Genomic DNA, 18,955 nt, shown 5'->3' on the forward strand with positions numbered 1-18,955 from the left:
GTTATGAAATATGTCATTGGAATTGATTGTGGAGGAACGAAAACACAGGCGATTGCGTATGATTTAGAAGAGAATGTTTTAGGAGAGGCAATTGAAGGCTTTGGCAATTTGTTGATTTCTTATGAACAAGCAAAGGCGAATATTTTTCGGGCAATTGACGACTTGCTAACTAAATTTGGAAGAGCTGACTGTCAATTGATTGCGTTAGGCATCGCTGGTATTGATGGTGGTGGTTTACGAGAGAAAATTCAGAACGAGTTAGCGTACTATGACTATCCTGTTTATTTATATAATGATGCACAATTTAGCTATTTAGCAAAGGTGGGGTTTCAACCAGGAATTTTAGCAATTGCTGGAACAGGTTCTGCATTTTTTGGTCTAAAAGAAAAACAGTGGTACCGCGTAGGTGGCTGGGGTCAGTTATTAGGTGATGAAGGTTCCGCTTATCATTTAGCAATTGCTGCTATCAAATTAGTTCTAGCAGAATTTGATGAAGGAAAAACATTGTCACCTTTTGCTCAAGATTTATTAGCTTTTTTTGGTGCGGAGGATGTGATGAACTTGGTAAAGATAATTTATCAAAAAAACAAAGGCGAAATTGCTAGCGTAGCATCTTTTTGTTCAAGCTATGAACAAAAAGATGCGCGTGTGTCAGAACTGCTGAAACAAACGGGTGAATTACTAGCCAAGCAAGTCACTCAGTTAGCTAAAAAAATGAAGTTAACCTCAGGATTTTATTTGGGGATTAATGGTAGCTTGCTGGAAAAACAGGCGACGGTGCGACAAGTTTTTCTCGAACAATTAAAAAGTTACGAAGTTGTGCTTATACCTGATACGGTTCAGAATGCGAAGGCTGCATTAGTTATTTGGAAGAATCAGTTGGCTGCACAAAGCATAAGTACTGCTAACTTTCGCTAAAAAAAACTCCTCGAAATCAATCCGATTTTGAGGAGTTTTTCTTTGGCAGATAATGGCTTAAAAGCTTCTTCCACCACCGCCAAAAGTTCCACCACCACTTGAGTGAGTAGTGCTTCCGCCACCACCGCCACTTCCTGGCGGTGGGCTTTTAGGAATTCGTCTAGTAGTGACAAAAGAGTTTGTTAAACGATCGGTTTTATCAGTTAACTTGATGCTTGAATTTTCACGATAAGGATATTTATATGAACCAAATTTTAGTTGATATTTAGAAACTGTTACAAAGTAAAAAACAAGGCTCAATACCAATGCAACGATGAGCGCAAGTACAATTTCAACAGTTGTTAAGACTTTGTAGCGAGTGATCTTTCCAGTTTCTTCATCCACTCGATAGTGCCCACCTGGAACACCTGCTTCGACGTAATCGGCAACCTTGGTAAGATAAGCAGTCGCAGCTTGGTAGTAATCTTGATTGGACATGCCATCATAGACTTCGTCAAGTGTTGATTCGATTCGATTGTCATCCAAGTAGTCAATCATGTTGCCCGAGGTTGAAATGTAAATTTCTCTTTGCCCCATATCTAACAATAAAACAGAACCATTTTCATTATTTCCAACGGCATCTCGCAAGTAATCATCTGCAAAATCACGTGGTTCATCAGAATTGTTTGTTGTTGTAACGATTAAGACTTCGCCTTTGATTTTTTCGTTGATAGGCTTAGCTTGGTTTTCTAATGCTTGAATTTGTTCGGTTGTAAACAAACCAGCTTCATCATTGACTGTCGGGGTTGCGGCATGAGCAACAAGCGGGAAAAAACAGCCAATTAAAACGAAAAAGAAAATCGAAAGTTGTTTTTTCATATCAAATACCCCACAATCATCAACAAGATAGCAGTAATGGTGAAGATACCAAGTGATGTGAGCCCCAATTTCTTTTTGCTGACAGGCAGAACACCACTTACTTTTCCTGTTTGTCCATTCATTGCATAATAGTAAACTTTTTTTGAGTCACGACTACGGTAAGTCACCAGCCAGACCGGAAGTAACAAATAATTATTTTTTTGATTGTTAATTGCAACGGAACTACGAACACCAGTTAAAGTGGTGTAACCAGAGGCTGTTTCGCGTAAAAGTTTTTCGGAATAGTCTTTTAATTCTGATTCGACTTCTGAACGAATCGCTTGATATTCAATATCCCGTTTTTCTGCCTGAAATCCAGCAAGGTATTGATTTTTAAAGTCGATTGCTTTATTCAACGGAAAAGGTTGGACACCTTCAACCATTTTTTGCTGAGTATTTTTAGATAGAGCATTCTTGACTAACTCTTTAAAAGAAAGTTTTCCCTCACGATAGACAGCAAATTGTTTTGTCTCGGTATATTCAATATCGCCAACGCGCCAGACGCGCAAGACAGTTCCATTTGCTTGGAAATCTCCTTCTAATTCAGCATCGGTTGACCAATAGGGAAAATAAACGCCAGTTAGTTTGTCGATTTGTTCAGAATTAAAGAAGGCTTTTGGAATAAACCATTTTTTCTTTGTCCATGCTAAAAATTGTTTGATTGCTTCCTCTTTTTCAATTGCAAAAGGGAGGACCTTATTTGGTAAAAATTCACCACTTAATCGGCCCGACAAAACAACTGGATTATGGCAATAATAACAATACGTCGCAGCTGTTGTTGCATCAGTCACGATTTCGGCTCCACAACTTGGACAAAGAAATAGTTCCATGGCAGGCGCTTCATCATTTGTTTCTTGACTATTTGCTTCAGTGGCGCCCACAGCTTCATCATAAGCTTGACGTTCGGTGTCGTCCATTTTATCTAATTGTTCTTGTGCTGTGAAGGTAAAGTCACCAGTTGCATTTATTGATTCATCAGCTGTATCAGCTGATGAATCAATAGCGCGAGCTTCTTTTTGCTGTTGCTCATAGAGGCTCACTTCTTCTTCTGTAAATATGCTTAGGCAGTAGTCACAATGAAATTTTTGGTCTTTAGGATCAAAAGTTAAAGGACCGCCGCAGTTTGGACATTTATGTGTAATGACATCCATTGGCTACACCCCTTCTTTTTTAGTCCAAAGGTACTCCTTTAAATGGTTTGCCACAATGCGGGCAGAATTTTGGGATACCATTTGAAAGATCAACGACCTCACCACATTCACTGCATTTCATTTCTAGTTTTGGTTGTGCAGCGGGTGCAGGTTTAGCTGCTCCACAATTAGAACAGAATTTACCTGTGTTTTCCGTACCGCAAACGGGACAAGTCCAAGTATCAGCATTTCCAGTTGCAGCTTGTTGATTTTGTTTTTCTGCTTGTTGTTTCATTTGTTCTTGGTTATTTTGTGCAGCTTGAGCAAGGTAAGCACTGTTAGCATTCATTCCCATGCCAACACCCATGAAACCAGTCATTGCACCGCCTTCATTTTTTCCGGCGGCTTCCATTCCGCGAGCAATCGAGCCTTGAACATAGCCCTCACGAACACTTGGATCACCAAGCATGGCACCTTCATTTCGCATGTTGATTAGTTTGACAGAATCATCGGTGTAAGAAATACTTGCAACGGCTACAGAAACAATTTCCATCCCACGTAGTTCACGCCACGAATCATCTAAAGCAGAGGCCATATATTTACTTAATTCCAAACTTTTTGATGGGACATAAGAAATTCGTTGACCATCTGCTGACATTTGGTTGATTGCCGATTGCAAAGCAGTTAAAAACTCTGCTAAATATTGTTCATTGATGTCGGCAATTTCCACTTGTGTTTTATTTTTTGGAATAGCATTTGTATAAAATAAGATTGGATCTGTGATGTGGATTGAGTAAGCACCATGCGCACGTAAAAATAATTCTGCATTATAAAAATTGTCAAAATAATTTAACGGTGAAGTTGTACCAAACTTGATTCCTTTTAATTCTTGTAAATTAATATAGAAGACTTGTTGTTTTTGTGGTGTGACGCCACCAAATTTAAAACGACTAAATGTTTCGCTGATTGCGTCTTTTAATGAGCCATTAAACATAGAAGGTGCAGCATCATTCTTTATGGTGTAGTAACCTTCTTCAGCTGTGTAATCAATGATTTTTCCACCGTCAACAAGGAGCATCATCATGTTTGGATAGACATGGACAACAGTTCCGTCTGTTAAAACATCTTCCGTTCCTTTACGATTTGAACCGCGTTTATCATCTTTACGAACTTTGACACCTTTTGTCATCACGGTCGTATCACTCATGTTATCTGGTTCAATGACCTCAAGCCATTGATCAGCTAATCCACCACCGACTGTACTTGTTGCAGCTTTAATTAATCCCATAAAAAATTCCTCCTTAGATAAATAGCCTAAAGAAACAGCTTAAATTATTTTCTTTATTATACCATAGGGGAATGAAAATGCTCTCAGCCAAAAGTCTTAAAGGGCTTTCGTGTGAATGAATGTTTCCTCTTGGAAAAAGCCAAGGAGTAGAGTAGTTTTTTTTAATAAAATCACGTATAATAAATAATAGTGAATTTTTTTTAAGAGGGGGATCTATATGGCATACCAAGCACTTTACCGTGTCTGGCGTTCACAACGCTTCGATGACATTGTTGGACAAAAAGCTGTTACACAGACATTGAAAAATGCTATCGTTTCCCATAAAACATCTCATGCGTATTTATTTACTGGGCCTCGAGGAACTGGTAAGACAAGTGCAGCAAAAATTTTTGCTAAAGCAATCAACTGTCCAAACAGTCAAGATGGTGAACCTTGTAATGAATGTGAGATGTGTCGATCAATTACAGCTGGAACACAAGAAGATGTAATTGAAATCGATGCTGCAAGTAATAACGGAGTGGAAGAAATCCGTTTTATTCGTGATCGCGCCAATTATGCACCCACGAAGGCAACCTATAAAGTTTATATTATTGATGAAGTCCATATGCTTTCGACAGGGGCTTTTAATGCGTTACTAAAAACATTAGAAGAACCAAAAGAAAGTGTCATTTTTATTTTGGCAACGACAGAACCACACAAAATTCCAGCAACAATTATTTCTCGTACACAGCGATTTGATTTTAAACGAATCAATGCATCTGATATTGTTGAGCATTTGGAATTTATTTTAAATGAATCAAATATTTCATATGAAGAGCAAGCGCTAGGCGTCATCGCGCGCGCTGCTGAAGGCGGGATGCGGGATGCACTGAGTATCTTAGACCAATCCATTTCTTTTAGTGAAGGAACGATTACGCTAAATGATGCAATGCAGGTAACCGGTAGCTTAACGTATGAAATGATGGACGACTATTTGAGTGCTTGTGTCGAACAGAATGTTGCACAAGCATTGAATGCGTTGGAACAGATGTTAGCCGCAGGAAAAGAAGCCCGTCGTTTTTTAGAAGACTTATTACAATATTGTCGTGATTTGCTGATGTATCAGCAAGCACCTCAATTAGTGACGGAGAAAACGAGTCAGCTAACTCCGACCTTTGTGAAACTTTCACAAGGAATGAAAGCTGAACAGCTTTTTCAAATGATCAAGATATTAAGTGAAACACAAAATGAGATTCGTTTTACCAATAGTGCTACGATTTATTTGGAAGTCGCAACTGTCAAGCTAGCGCAAAAAACATCATTGACAGGCCCGCAAGCACTGCCTCAAGGTGAACCAGCTGAAAGCCAAGCAGTGGAGAAGCTTCAGCAAGAAGTTTCCGAGCTGAAAAAAGAATTAAAAGCACTCAAAAGTAATCAGGGTACAGCCAATAACGCTAGTCAGCCTGCGCCACAAGTAGTGCATAAAAAACAAGCAAGCTCTTATCGCGTACCGACTGAGCGAGTGTACCAAGTGTTAAAAGAAGCGACTCGTCAAGATTTGAATCAGGTCAAAGAAGTTTGGGATGATTTATTGATGAGCCTGTCAGTGACACAACGAGCGATGTTGAAAGCAAGTGAACCAGTGGCAGCAGGACCGAAAAGTATGGTAATCGCTTTTGACTACGAAATCGTTTGTCAACGAGCAACAAATGACGATGAGTTGCAATTAGCGATTCACAATAACTTGAGTCGAATGATTCACGATTATGCACCAGATACTGTGTATATCACACGAGAAAGCTGGCCAGAATTGCGTAAAAATTATTTGATTCAAAGTAAAGATAACGGACAATCCACTTCTTTTGTTCCAGAAACAGATGAAGAAGAAATCGAGTTGATTCCCCAAGAGCCAGAAACAGTAGAAACTGTGGTGGCAAAGGCAGAAGAGCTATTTGGAACAGACTCAGTAACAATTATTGATGATTAACATTTAAAGGAGAGCGATACAATGATGCGTGGAATGGGAAATATGCAAGGAATGATGAAACAAGTACAAAAAATGCAAAAAGAAATGGTTCAGGCACAAGATGCGTTGAATGAGAAAGAATTTACAGGGGCAGCAACCAATGATTTAGTAAAAGTAGCGTTCACTGGGGATCGTCGCATGAAAGACGTTGAGATCAAACCAGAAGTACTAGATCCAGAAGATCCAGAAATGTTGCAAGACTTGTTAGTTATGGCTGTCAATGATGCGTTAACAAAAATTGACACAGAAACTGAAAAAACAATGGGTAAATATACCAAAGGAATGCCTGGATTCTAATTTTTTCGTGAAGGAGTAATGATTATGCAATATCCAGAACCAATTGCCAAACTGATCGACAGCTATATGAAACTTCCTGGGATTGGTCAAAAAACGGCTACACGTTTAGCATTTTTTACAATCGATATGAAAGATGAAGTAGTTAATGAATTTGCCAAATCGTTGTTGAGTGTCAAGCGTGATTTGCACTTTTGTAGCATTTGCGGAAACATTACTGAAGAAGACCCTTGCGAAATTTGTAAAGATCCGTCACGCGACCGCAGTATTATTTTAGTAGTCGAGGAACCCAAAGATGTGATGGCAATGGAAAAAATGCGCGAGTACCATGGCTTATACCATGTTCTTCATGGCGTGTTATCGCCAACTGAAGGAACTGGACCAGAAGATATCAATATTTCCTCTTTATTGCAACGACTGCATAACGATGAGGTAAAAGAAGTCATCATAGCAACAAACGCAACAACGGAAGGTGAAGCAACTGCGATGTATCTATCTCGTTTAATCAAACCTGCTGGCATCAAAGTCACTCGACTAGCACATGGTTTATCTGTCGGTTCAGATATCGAGTATGCGGATGAAGTTACGTTGTTAAAAGCAGTTGAAGGACGGCGTGAGCTGTAATTTTTTGAAATAATTTGAATTTCAGCTACAATGAAGATGTAGTGCAAGAGATGGAGGCAAAAGTGTGAACGGACTATTTATCACAATTGAGGGGCCGGATGGTGCTGGAAAAACGAGCATCCTGAAGGAATTATTTCCTCTATTGAAAAAAGTCGCAAAAACAGAAATGATTCAAACAAGAGAACCTGGTGGTATTCCAATTGCGGAAGAAATTCGCCAAGTCATTCTTGATCCTAAAAACGAACGGATGGATGAACGAACAGAAGCACTTCTTTATGCAGCTGCTAGAAGACAACATTTAGTTGAAAAGATTTTGCCTGCATTAAGAGAAGGAAGTATTGTTCTTTGTGATCGTTTTGTGGATAGTTCACTTGCCTATCAAGGTGCTGGACGACGTATTGGCATGCGTGAAATCGCTCGATTGAATGAGTTTGCAACGGAAGGATTGACGCCTGATTTTACTTTATATCTGGATGTTGATTCTGATACTGGGTTGCATCGTATCCAAAAAAATCGCCAGAATCAAATTGATCGCTTAGATTCTGAGGGACTTGAGTTTCATCAACGGGTTCGTCATGCATATCTAAAACTTGCGGAAGAATACCCAGAACGTATTCATAAAATTGATGCAAGATTGAGTTTTGAAGAAGTTCTTCAGGCTAGTTATTATGCTATTATTGAGAAATATCCACAATTTTTTGAAAATTAGGAAGGTGACTGTGTATGAAAATTATTTTAGCTATTATCCAAGACAAAGATAGTAACCGTTTATCTAATGAATTGATTGATGCCAATATCCGAGCAACAAAATTATCTTCAACTGGTGGCTTTTTAAAAGCCGGCAATAGCACATTTATTGTAGGGATTGAAGATGAACGAGTAGATGAAGCGCTTGAAATTATCAAGAAGACTTGTGAATCTCGTAAACAATTTGTTTCAACACCAGTTACGTTGGATATTTCTATGGATGGCGGCGTTCCTTACCCAGTAGAGGTGGAAGTTGGCGGAGCAACAGTCTTTGTTTTACCTGTCGAAGGATTCCATCATTTTTAGGAGGAGCTATGAAACAAGAAGAGTTAGTGAAACTGGCTCAAATGCAACATTTCGTTTATCAACAGCTTCAACGAAGTTTTGAGCATGGGCGCCTCGCTCATGCTTATCTTTTTGAGGGCGAAAAAGGAACGGGTAAACATGAAATGGGTATTTGGTTGGCTCAGCATTTATTTTGTACACAATTAACAGATAACCAGCCTTGTGGTGTTTGCAATAACTGCCAGCGGATTCAAAATAACGAACATCCAGACGTATTAGTGGTCGAACCTGAAGGGCAAACAATCAAGGTAGATCAAATTCGTCGTTTACAAACAGAATTTAGTCGAAGTGGATATGAATCAAAAAAGAAAGTTTTCATAATCAAGGAAGCAGAGAAAATGAATGTGAGTGCGGCAAATAGTCTACTCAAGTTCTTAGAAGAGCCACCGGGTGATTTTCTAGCGATTTTAGAAACAGATGCGATTGGCCGAATTTTACCAACGATTCAATCACGTTGCCAAGTTTTGCATTTTCAAGAACTTTCAAAAGAAGTTTTAATCTACAAGCTACAAGAAGAACAAATTCCATTGGAAAAAGCGAAACTTTTGGCATTCTTAACCAACAGTTTACGAAAAGCAGTTGAAATCTCAGAAGATGAATGGTTTAATGAGGCTAAGGACTCGATTTATCAGTGGTTCACCTATCTACAAAAGCAAGACCCACAAGCATTTATCTATGTCCAAAAGAAATTGACCAAAGTATTTAAGGAAAAAAGTCAACAGTTTATGGCACTTTCAATTCTGTTATTTTATTTCCAAGAAGCACAAAAACAAGCAATTTTTGCTGAAGAATCAAACAAGACAAAAAAAGCCAATCAAATCATTGAACATATTTTAGTTGCTGAACAAAAACTACGCAGTAATGTGAGTTTTCAAGCAGTAGCTGAACAGTTCGTTTTACAAACGATTTTTTAATTATAGCTGAGTAACCAAGGAGGTTGGAAATGGTAGAAGTAGTAGGCGTCCGTTATAGAGATGCTGGGCATATCTATTATTTTGCGCCAGGGGATTCTGAATATTTTTATAATGATAAGGTGTTAGTCGAATCTCAACAAACCTTACATATTGCAACAGTTGCCATTCCCAAACGAGAACTTGATTCCCAAGATTTACCAGAAGAAGTCAAACCCATTTTGCATAAAGCCTCGGCTACCGAGTTAGCAAAAGAACAAAAAAATCAACAAGATGCTACCGAAGCGTTAAAAATCGCCAAACAAAAAGCGCGCGAACACGAATTAGAAATGAAAATCGTGAAGGTGGAGTACACGTTTGATCGAAGTAAAATGATTTTTTCTTTTACTGCTGATGGACGAATTGACTTTCGGGAATTGGTGAAAGAGTTAGCAAGTATTTTTAGGACTAGGATCGAGTTACGTCAAATTGGCGTTCGTGATGAAGCGAAAATTATTGGTGGAATAGGCCCCTGTGGTCGACCATTATGCTGTTCGACATTTTTAGGAGATTTTGTACCGGTTTCAATCAAAATGGCAAAAGATCAAGGGCTTTCTTTGAATCCAACAAAAATTTCTGGCTTATGTGGACGGTTGATGTGTTGTCTGCAATATGAGAGCGCAGAATATGAGGCGGCAAAAAAAGAACTCCCTGACTTTGGAAAAATGATTGAAACACCTGATGGTAAAGGGAAAGTCGTAGGATTAAACCTGCTTAGCCGAATTGTAAAAGTTCGGCTGACAGGACGAGAAAATCCAGTGGAGTATGAATGGGATGAATTAAAAGACTTCATTCAAGTAGGTGAGATGAATGGATAAGCGATCTTTATATGACGGCTTAAACCAGCTAGAATCAGAATTACGAAATACCTTAACTGAATTAGTAGAAATGAAGCACGCACTTCATGAAATCGTCGAAAAAAATACTACGCTTGAGATGGAAAACCAACGCCTGCGTGAACATTTGCGTGAGTTGAATCAAGTGGCAGAAGCACCTGCTGAAAGCGTCAAACAAGAACTGTCAAAATCCCGAATGAATTTAGAAAAAATTTACGAAGAAGGATTTCATGTTTGTTATGACCTCTATGGTTCACGTCGCGAAAATGATGAGCCTTGCGCGTTTTGTTTAGAAGTCATTTATCGTGAAAGTGGACGCTAATACTAAAAAGTTGTCTATGCTAGGGGCAAAGACGTGAGTCGTTCGACTTGTGTCTTCGCTCTTTTTTTATTAAGGAGGCAGGAAATGTATAATCAAAAAAGTTTTAAGGATCATTCAGGCATAGGAACTTTGTATCTTGTTCCTACGCCGATTGGTAACCTTGAAGATATGACTTACCGGAGTGTTCGTCTGTTACATGAAGCAGATTTGATTGCAAGTGAAGATACACGTAATACACAAAAATTATTAAACCACTTTGAAGTGGAGACACCACAAAAAAGTTTGCATGAACATAACTATAAAGAACGAATTCCGTACTTACTCGAGCAATTGAAAATAGGACAATCGATTGCCCAAGTGAGTGATGCGGGAATGCCTTCTATTAGCGATCCTGGTCACGAATTAGTCGTCGCATGTATCGAAGAAGGAATCCCAGTCGTTTCGGTACCCGGACCTACGGCAGGTATCACGGCTTTGATTGCTTCAGGTCTCGTACCACAACCATTTTTATTTTATGGATTTTTACCAAGGAAAAAGAAAGAACAAAAAGAAACTTTGGCGCAATTAAAGACCCAAACAGCAACACTTATTTTTTATGAATCACCATACCGTGTAAGTGCTACACTCGAAAACATACGCGTGGTATTTGGAAATCGCCAAGTGGTTCTATGTCGAGAACTAACGAAGATCCATGAAGAATATCTACGTGGAGACGTAGACGAACTATTAATGTATCTAAAAGAAAATCAAATCAAAGGTGAATGTTGCTTGATGGTTGCGGGCGATGATGGTCGCCTGATCGAAGCAGAGGAAGTCAATCAAGTTTCTTTGAAGGAGCAAGTAGAGGCGTTGATTACAGCTGGTGAGAAACCAAATGCTGCTATTAAAAAAGTGGCTGCAATGAATCATCTGAAAAAGCAAGAAGTCTATCGACAATTTCATGAATTAGATGAATGAGAACAAAATTTCAACGTAATAGACAAAAAGTCGGGAACAAAGCAGATTTGTGTTTTGTTCCCGACTTTTTGTCTAAAAGCTAATTTAATACATGTTACTCAAAATAAGTGGGAAGAGGAGTGTTGAATTTCAGAAATGTGTACGCTTGTTTATTAATGACTTTAGTCGGTTTCATCTGTTTTACGTGCGAAACAAAAGCTAGGTGTTTCTACATGTGGACGAAATAGTTTCAACGATAAAAAAGTCCTTTCCATAGACTAATAAAGGGCTGTTAACCAAATTTTAGATTGAAAGTTTTTTCATATCTAATGATGATAAAAATTTAGCGTATACTAGCTGGAATGGTAAGTAGTCTATCGTTTTTACTTCTTTTTTGCATGAAGCGAACCGAATGAATGATTTTGCACCGAGTAAAGGGAACCATTTCATGATTAAGCAACAAAAAAAGTAACGCTCTTTATCAATAATCACGCATGTTTCAAAACATAAGATTTAAATCACAATTGCTTGATAGGGAACAAAAGTTCGACTATAATAACAAAGAGAGTAAGGTCGAGGTGAATAAATATGGAACTACAGTTTCCTTTACATAATGATACATCTAGAAAAATCATCCATATCGACATGGATGCTTTTTTCGCCTCGGTTGAAGAACGAGATCATCCAGAATTCAGAGGACATCCGTTGGTTATTGCTCGCCATCCAAGTGATACTGGTGGTCGGGGTGTCGTGACAACAGCAAATTATGAAGCCAGACAATATGGAATTCACTCAGCGATGAGTGCGCAAAAAGCATTTGAATTGTGTCCAACAGCTATTTTTAAACCTGGCGATCATCAAAAGTATTCTGAAGTATCCCAAATCGTTCGAGAAGTTTTTCACCGGTACACGGATATCGTTGAACCTGTCAGTATTGACGAAGCGTATCTGGATGTGACAGAAAACAAAGTGGGGTGTAAATCAGCAATTAAAATTGCTCGAATGATCCAAGCAGATATTTGGGAAGCTGTTCATTTAACTTGCTCGGCAGGAGTCAGCTACAATAAATTTTTGGCAAAACTGGCTTCTGATTATCAAAAGCCAAGAGGGATTACTGTGGTGACTCCTCAAGAAGCGGTGTCTTTTTTGAAAAAATTACCAATTGAAAAATTTCATGGTGTTGGTAAAAAAACAGTTCCTAAAATGAATGAGCTAGGAATTTTTACAGGTGCAGATTTATATGAAATGAGTGAAATGCAGCTGATTCAAAACTTTGGAAAAATGGGCTATTCACTTTATCGAAAAGTTCGCGGGATTCATGATTCTCCAGTCAACGTAACTCGAGAGCGAAAATCAGTTGGTAAAGAGCATACCTATGGTCAGCCATTGCAAACAGAAGAAGCTGTTTTGGCACAGCTTCGACAGTTGGCAGAAAAGGTAGAAGAAGCACTACGAAAAGTTCAAAAGCACGGAAAAACAGTCGTATTAAAAGTTCGCTATACGGACTATTCAACAATTACGAAGCGGGTAACGTTACCTGAATATATTTACAAAAAAGAAGCTCTATATTATCAAGCTAGTTTGATTTGGGAAGAAGTTTTGGGCGTAGAGAAGGGTGTTCGATTGTTAGGAATCACACTTACGAACTTAGATCCTATGACCTATGAAAATATTGTTTTACCTTTATGGGATTTGAAGGATTGATTAGGAGAGGTTGTAAAAGAAGTGCCTAGCTCCAATAAATAAGAATAAATTACCAGAAATCTTTCTCAAATTTTTGAGTAATTTAGACTTATTTTGAGGAAGTTACTTCTTGAACACCGTGGATAAGGCTGTGGCGCAAACTGCTTAGCTCCGAACAGATAGCGAGCAAGCACTCAAAATAGCTCTTTATATTTTGGAGTGAATGCAAGCTATCTCGAGGAGTTGGTTTGGGAACACCGTGGATAAGGTTGTGGCGCAAACCGCTTAGCTCCGAACAGATAGCGATCAAGCACTCAAAATAGCTCTTTATATTTTGAAGTGAATGCAGGCTATCTCGAGGAGTTGGTTTGGGAACACCGTGAATAAGGTTGTGACGCCAAGCGTTCAGCTTCGAAAAAATAATGAGCAACTGACAAAAATAGCATTTCATATTTTTGGACAGTTATGAATTAGTGCGAGAAGCTGCTTGGGGAACACCGTTTACTCTTAAAAAGAGGGTGTGGCAAGACTTATGCCACACCCTTTTTTGGGTTTTCTGATATATTAGTATTTGCTGTTTTTTTAATTATAAGATAAAAATAAATGAAATCGACGTATTGACAAAGCCTAAATGGGCGAATATAATGCAAGTATCAAAACAACTGATATATCAGTTTGGAGGGGATTTTGTGATTGACTTAAAAGATTGGCAAAAATCACTAACTGAGTTAAAACAGGCAGGAATTACTATTCCTAACTATGATGTTGCTTCAGTCAAGGAAAAGGGAAAAGAAGTACCTGTGTGGCTTCATTTTGGTGGTGGAAATTTATATCGTGGGTTTCACGCAGAGATTGCACAACGGTTAGCTGATAAAAAAGAATTAGCTGCTGGTATAGTTGTATGTGAAACTTTAGACAAAGAAATAATTGAGAAGGCTTACAAACCATTTCATAGTGATGTAGTGGAAGTAGTGATGCATGATGATGGAATGTTAGATAAAAAGCTTTTAGCTGCAACAGCAGATGCTTTCTTTTGTCATCCTAGTGAGAAAGAAAGTTTTGCACAAGTTGTTCATTATTTGATTATCGAAGATCATTTTCCAAATGGGCGCCCTGCGTTGGAAAAGGCAGGTGTCGTCCTTACGAGCCAGGAAATTGTTGATAAAGCAGATGTGATGAAAGTAACAACATGTTTGAATCCACTTCATACGGCAATGGCAATTACTGGTTGTTTGCTTGGTTATCAATCGATTGCAGCTGAGATGGAAGACGAAGAGATTGTGGGATTGATTAAAGCAATTGGGTATCAAGAAGGCCTACCAGTAGTAGAAGATCCCCAAATAATTGATCCTAAACAATTCATTGATGAGGTGATTAAGAAACGATTGCCTAATCCCAACATACCTGATACACCGCAACGAATTGCGAGCGATACTTCGCAAAAAGTGGCAATTCGTTTTGGTGAAACCATTAAAAAATATACAGAAAAGTCAGCTGCGCAATCTCTCGTATTTATTCCAGTGGCAATTGCAGCTTGGTTACGTTACTTGTTGGCAGTTGATGATGAAGGAAATGAATTTGTACCAAGCCCTGATCCATTGTTAGCTGAATTACAGGAGCAGCTGGCAAGTCTTCATTTAGGTGAACAATCGCCAGAGGTAATTCATCAAAGTGTTGCAAGTATTTTAGCCAATGAAACAATTTTTGGTTCAAATTTATATGAAGTAGGCCTTGGCGAAAAAATTGAACAAATAGTAACAGAAATGTTAGTAGGTCCAGGAGCAGTTAGACAAACGATTCGTACCTACTTAACAAATTTCGGAGGAAAATAATCATGGAAATGACTTTTAGATGGTACGGTTCACAAGAAGAAAAGATTACTTTAGAAGAAATTCGACAAATTCCAGCGATGAAGGGGATTGTGGGAACACTTATGGATATCCCCGTTGGAGAAGTGTGGCCGAAAGAACGAATCAAATCACTGAAAGAAGAAATTGAAGCAGCAGGCTTAACGTTAAAAGTTATAGAAAGTGTTAACGTTCATGATGATATCAAGATTGGCTTGCCAAGTAGGGACCGATATATTGCAAATTATCAACAAACGATTCGAAATTTGGCAGCATTTGGTATTGAAGTAATCTGTTATAATTTCATGCCTGTTTTTGACTGGGTAAAATCCGATCTCGATTATCGCTTGTCAGACGGTTCCTCAACATTAGCGTATATTGCAGCAGATATTCCGGAAGATCCAGAAGAGATTATTAAAAAAGTTGAAAATTCCAGCAATGACTTTGAGTTACCGGGCTGGGAACCAGAACGTTTGGCACAAGTAAAAGAATTACTTCAAGCCTATAAAGAGGTGGATGAAGCTAAGTTACGCGAAAACTTTGCTTATTTTCTGAAGGCGATTATTCCGACTTGTGAAGAAGTTGGTATAAAAATGGCGGTCCATCCAGATGATCCACCGTATTCGATTTTTGGCTTGCCACGAATCGTGAAAAATCGAGAAGACTTGGACTGGATTTGTCAAGTAGTTGATAGTCCTGCAAATGGAATTACGTTGTGTACAGGTAGCATTGCGGAAGACCCAGCAAATAATGTTTATGAAATCATGGCAGAATTTTGTCAACGAGATCGGATTCCGTTTGCCCATGTTCGTAACATCAAATTTATCCAAGAAAAAGATTTCTATGAAGCACCACACAAATCAGAATACGGTTCATTAGATATGTATCGAATTTTAAAAGCAATGTATGACAATGGGTTTAATGGTTATATCCGTCCTGACCATGGACGAATGATCTGGGGGGAAACAGGACGCCCGGGTTATGGCTTATATGATCGCGCACTTGGGGCGGTGTATTTGAATGGTCTTTGGGAAGCATTAGAAAAAGAAAATCAAAAATAATTGAAAGGAATCATCTTTAACGTCAACAGAAAAGGAATGAGGCTGAGCAATTTTTAAGTTCAGCCTCTGAATAAAAATCAAAAAGAAGGAAGCGCTTAACTATGTTTTTAGATGAAAATTTTTTATTAACCAATGAAGTAGGACGCAAGTTATTCCATCAGTATGCCAAAGATGAACCAATTATTGATTACCACTGTCACTTAGAGCCAAAAGTCATTTTTGAAAATCAACAGTATGAGAACCTAACTCAAGTTTGGCTCAACGATCGCGGAGCAGGCGATCATTATAAATGGCGTTTGATGCGAGCTAATGGTGTCGCTGAAGAACTAATTAGTGGCGATGGTGATGATTATGAAAAGTTTTTGGCCTTTGTTCGAACAATGGAAAAAGCTCCGGGAAATCCAATTTATGAATGGTCTCATTTAGAGTTGCGTCGTTACTTTGCTATTGATTTAATCATTAATCAAAAAAATGCACCAGAGATTTGGCGACAAGCCAATGAAAAAATTCAAACCGATGCGTATCGACCAAAAAAATTATTAGAAATGATGAAAGTTAAAGCAATCTGCACAACCGATGATCCTACTGATGACTTAGGGTATCATGCAGTATTAGCACAAGAACATAATTCCTTTAAAGTATTGCCAACTTTTCGTCCAGATAACACTTGGGCAATTACTACAGAAGAATATCGTGAATACTTAGAAAAACTAGGTGAGAGCGCACAACAATCAATTCAAACGTTTGCAGGTTTAACAACTGCTTTATCAAATCGTGTAGCATTTTTCCACGAAATGGGTGGACGTTTAGCGGATCAAGGATTGAATACGTTTGTGTATGCGCCGGCAACCAATGAAGAATTAGATGCAATTTTAGCACGTGCACTAACTGGAGAAACGAGCTTTACAACAACGGAAGTGGCTCAATTTACAACAGCAATCCAAAAGCATTTGATGGGAGAATATCATCAGCGTCAATGGACGATGCAGATGCACATGAACGCATTTCGCAACGACTCAACGAAAATGAAACGAGAAATCGGAATCAATGTTGGTGGTGATTCAATGGGGGATCAAAGTGAACTGACAAAAAATATCGTAAACTTATTTGCTGAGGTAGAAGAGGCAAATAAGTTACCAAAAACAATCTTATATTCGTTGAATCCAAATGACTGGTTACCATTAGCAACAGCGATGCAAAGTTTTCAAGGAGAAATTGTTCAGAAACTTCAACTGGGTTGTGCGTGGTGGTTTAACGACACTTGTGAAGGAATGCGCAATCAACTAACGATTATGGCACAACAAAGTTTGTTGGCTAACTTTACTGGGATGTTGACTGATTCTCGAAGTTTCTTGAGTTATCCACGTCATGAATATTTCCGTCGCGTATTATGTCAGCTCTTAGGTGAATGGGTCGATCAAGGCCGATTGTCTGAGGAAGATGAATATTTGGGACAGATCGTCAAAGATATTTGTTATGGCAATGCACATGAATATTTTGGCTTTTTTGAAAGTTGACGGAGGGTGGATGAAGAGAAATGGACAAAAATAAGCAGTGGGTTTATCAACCGAAAAAAATTACAATTGGTCGAGGAGTTGCCTATGGATTAACTGATTTAATGGGTGGTGGTTGGAATAATATCGTTTCAGGTGTTATTTTCGCTTTCGTGTTGAGTCAAGGAATCAATCCAGCGTTTGCCGGAGCAATCACAGGGATTGGTCGGATCATTGACGCCATGTTTTCGTTATTTTTTGGTGCGATTACGGATGGCTTTTATCGGACAAAATTAGGTCAACGTTTCGGACGTCGTCATTTCTTTATTTTATTAGGCGGAGTTTTGTTTACGATTCTCTTTCCGTTGTTCTGGGTTCAGGCAGATAGTTGGATCTATTATCTAGTTATTTATGTAGCAATCGAACTTGCAATTGCCATGATTTTGATTCCGTGGGAAACTTTACCAACAGAAATGACCGATGATTATAATCTGCGTACGATTTTATCTAGCTCGCGTATGTTTATTTCTGCAACGGGGACAGCACTTGTTTTCTTAGTATTAGCAGCGTTGCAGCATATGAAAAACCCAAATGCTTATCTGATTACGGGCATTATTTGGACGGTGATTTTTGTTGTTGCGATTTTTATTTCTTACCGAACAACGTGGGAACGTCCGTTGACGCCTGAATTTTTAGCAGAGTTAGAAAGTCAACCCAAATTATCTTTAGGCGAATTTATGAAGAAAACAGTCCAAGATTATTTTTCAACCTTCAAAAATCGAGCATTTCGTCAACATTTAGGTATTTACTTATTATCATTTACTGGGAAAGATTTTTATTCTACGTTGTTACCAACTTTTATTATTTGTTGTATTCATGGCGTAAAAGAGGATACACCGTGGACACTTCAAGCACTTTCCATTTTTGGAATCATTGCAACATTGGTGGCTACACGCCTGATGTTAACTCGTGGCCCTCGTTACTTATTTATGCTAAGCTACGTTACGATTATTGTTACGATGGTTGGGTACCTCTTAACTTGGGCACTGCACGTCCAAAATGCTTTTTGGGTCTTAGTAATTATTTCCGTATTTTATCAATGTGCGCGTGCAATTTTAGAATTTACACCTTGGAATGTTTTTCCCTTTATTCCAGATGTTGACCGCATGATGACTCGAGGCGATCGTGCCGGAATTTATGCAGCAGTGATGACGTTCTTTAGAAAATCAACTGGTGCATTAGCTTCTTGGATTGCCGGGATTTTACTAGCAGCGATTGGTTTTGATTCAAAAACAATGACGAATTTTACGAATACCCCTCACCATATTCAAACGGGCATCGCTTTGATTTTCTTTATTGCACCCGTCGTTCTGATTTCTTGTGCTTTAGTGATGGCTCTGACGTTTAAATTGAATCGTGAAACGCATGAAGTGTTGAAACATGAAATTGATCGTTTGGAAGATGGTGGCTTGAAAGCAATGGTGACACCAGAAGCAAAAGATGTAGTAGAAGAATTAACCGGACATCCTTATCAAGAGGCGTGGCCAAAGCAACCGAATGTTTAAATAATAAATTTAAA

18 protein-coding genes are annotated in these 18,955 nt (G+C 38.6%); 15 read left to right on the top strand and 3 right to left on the bottom strand.

The features are described from left to right. Positions 1 to 3: 3 nt before the first annotated feature. On the top strand, positions 4 to 918 hold the full coding sequence (locus tag AB3I20_RS02790) for an N-acetylglucosamine kinase (protein WP_067480364.1): 915 nt from the start codon (positions 4 to 6) through the stop codon (positions 916 to 918). Positions 919 to 975: 57 nt separating this feature from the next. On the opposite strand, the gene AB3I20_RS02795 is transcribed toward AB3I20_RS02790, so the two are convergent. Genes AB3I20_RS02795 through AB3I20_RS02805 form a run of 3 tightly spaced genes read right to left on the bottom strand, consistent with a single transcriptional unit; the run spans position 976 to position 4,233 of the window. After that, a complete protein-coding gene (locus AB3I20_RS02795) occupies positions 976 to 1,776 on the bottom strand; it encodes a YgcG family protein (RefSeq protein ID WP_067480367.1) in 801 nt (266 codons plus the stop codon). After that, on the bottom strand, positions 1,773 to 2,966 hold the full coding sequence (locus AB3I20_RS02800; RefSeq protein ID WP_368026907.1) for a TFIIB-type zinc ribbon-containing protein: 1,194 nt from the start codon (positions 2,964 to 2,966) through the stop codon (positions 1,773 to 1,775). The genes AB3I20_RS02795 and AB3I20_RS02800 overlap by 4 nt, the downstream gene beginning before the upstream one ends. A gap of 19 nt (positions 2,967 to 2,985) precedes the next feature. Beyond that, entirely contained in the window at positions 2,986 to 4,233 is a 1,248-nt protein-coding gene (locus AB3I20_RS02805; protein ID WP_086270783.1) for an SPFH domain-containing protein, read from the bottom strand. A gap of 217 nt (positions 4,234 to 4,450) precedes the next feature. On the opposite strand from AB3I20_RS02805, the gene dnaX reads away from it, so the two are divergent. The 14 genes from dnaX to AB3I20_RS02875 all read left to right on the top strand — a co-directional run bounded on the left by dnaX (position 4,451) and on the right by AB3I20_RS02875 (position 18,941). Continuing rightward, positions 4,451 to 6,199: a DNA polymerase III subunit gamma/tau gene (gene dnaX / locus AB3I20_RS02810; RefSeq protein WP_368026908.1), complete on the top strand. Its 1,749-nt coding sequence runs from the start codon at positions 4,451 to 4,453 to the stop codon at positions 6,197 to 6,199. A 21-nt stretch (positions 6,200 to 6,220) separates the two neighbouring features. Then, a complete protein-coding gene (locus AB3I20_RS02815) occupies positions 6,221 to 6,535 on the top strand; it encodes a YbaB/EbfC family nucleoid-associated protein (RefSeq protein WP_067480379.1) in 315 nt (104 codons plus the stop codon). A gap of 24 nt (positions 6,536 to 6,559) precedes the next feature. Continuing rightward, positions 6,560 to 7,156, top strand: a complete 597-nt coding sequence (gene recR, locus AB3I20_RS02820) for a recombination mediator RecR (RefSeq protein WP_067480382.1) — start codon at positions 6,560 to 6,562, stop codon at positions 7,154 to 7,156. Between the two features lie 64 nt (positions 7,157 to 7,220). Continuing rightward, positions 7,221 to 7,865, top strand: a complete 645-nt coding sequence (gene tmk, locus AB3I20_RS02825) for a dTMP kinase (protein WP_368026909.1) — start codon at positions 7,221 to 7,223, stop codon at positions 7,863 to 7,865. 14 nt (positions 7,866 to 7,879) lie between these two features. After that, positions 7,880 to 8,209, top strand: a complete 330-nt coding sequence (locus AB3I20_RS02830) for a cyclic-di-AMP receptor (protein WP_067480388.1) — start codon at positions 7,880 to 7,882, stop codon at positions 8,207 to 8,209. An 8-nt stretch (positions 8,210 to 8,217) separates the two neighbouring features. Beyond that, positions 8,218 to 9,162 (top strand): DNA polymerase III subunit delta', encoded by a 945-nt coding sequence (gene holB, locus AB3I20_RS02835; RefSeq protein WP_071868184.1) that lies wholly within the window; start codon positions 8,218 to 8,220, stop codon positions 9,160 to 9,162. A 29-nt stretch (positions 9,163 to 9,191) separates the two neighbouring features. Further along, positions 9,192 to 10,016 (top strand): stage 0 sporulation family protein, encoded by an 825-nt coding sequence (locus tag AB3I20_RS02840; RefSeq protein WP_067480397.1) that lies wholly within the window; start codon positions 9,192 to 9,194, stop codon positions 10,014 to 10,016. Beyond that, complete coding sequence (locus tag AB3I20_RS02845) at positions 10,009 to 10,356, top strand: DNA replication initiation control protein YabA (RefSeq protein ID WP_067480400.1); 348 nt, start codon at positions 10,009 to 10,011, stop codon at positions 10,354 to 10,356. The genes AB3I20_RS02840 and AB3I20_RS02845 overlap by 8 nt, the downstream gene beginning before the upstream one ends. 84 nt (positions 10,357 to 10,440) lie before the next feature. After that, positions 10,441 to 11,313, top strand: a complete 873-nt coding sequence (gene rsmI / locus AB3I20_RS02850; RefSeq protein ID WP_270659599.1) for a 16S rRNA (cytidine(1402)-2'-O)-methyltransferase — start codon at positions 10,441 to 10,443, stop codon at positions 11,311 to 11,313. Positions 11,314 to 11,880: 567 nt separating this feature from the next. Continuing rightward, the gene (dinB, locus tag AB3I20_RS02855; protein ID WP_071868185.1) at positions 11,881 to 12,996 is read left to right on the top strand and encodes a DNA polymerase IV; all 1,116 of its coding nucleotides are present in this window, start codon (positions 11,881 to 11,883) and stop codon (positions 12,994 to 12,996) included. 668 nt (positions 12,997 to 13,664) lie between these two features. Beyond that, positions 13,665 to 14,807 carry a hypothetical protein gene (locus tag AB3I20_RS02860; RefSeq protein WP_368026910.1) on the top strand — a complete coding sequence of 381 codons (1,143 nt, stop codon included), beginning with the start codon at positions 13,665 to 13,667 and terminating at the stop codon, positions 14,805 to 14,807. Positions 14,808 to 14,809: 2 nt separating this feature from the next. After that, positions 14,810 to 15,883, top strand: a complete 1,074-nt coding sequence (gene uxuA / locus AB3I20_RS02865) for a mannonate dehydratase (RefSeq protein WP_075491632.1) — start codon at positions 14,810 to 14,812, stop codon at positions 15,881 to 15,883. Between the two features lie 101 nt (positions 15,884 to 15,984). Beyond that, the gene (gene uxaC, locus AB3I20_RS02870; RefSeq protein ID WP_368026911.1) at positions 15,985 to 17,400 is read left to right on the top strand and encodes a glucuronate isomerase; all 1,416 of its coding nucleotides are present in this window, start codon (positions 15,985 to 15,987) and stop codon (positions 17,398 to 17,400) included. Positions 17,401 to 17,420: 20 nt separating this feature from the next. Beyond that, positions 17,421 to 18,941 carry an MFS transporter gene (locus AB3I20_RS02875; RefSeq protein ID WP_368026912.1) on the top strand — a complete coding sequence of 507 codons (1,521 nt, stop codon included), beginning with the start codon at positions 17,421 to 17,423 and terminating at the stop codon, positions 18,939 to 18,941. Positions 18,942 to 18,955: the final 14 nt, after the last annotated feature.

The sequence above is a fragment of the Enterococcus sp. C50 genome, assembly GCF_040887505.1.
GTDB classification, from domain to species: Bacteria; Bacillota; Bacilli; order Lactobacillales; family Enterococcaceae; genus Enterococcus_B; species Enterococcus_B thailandicus.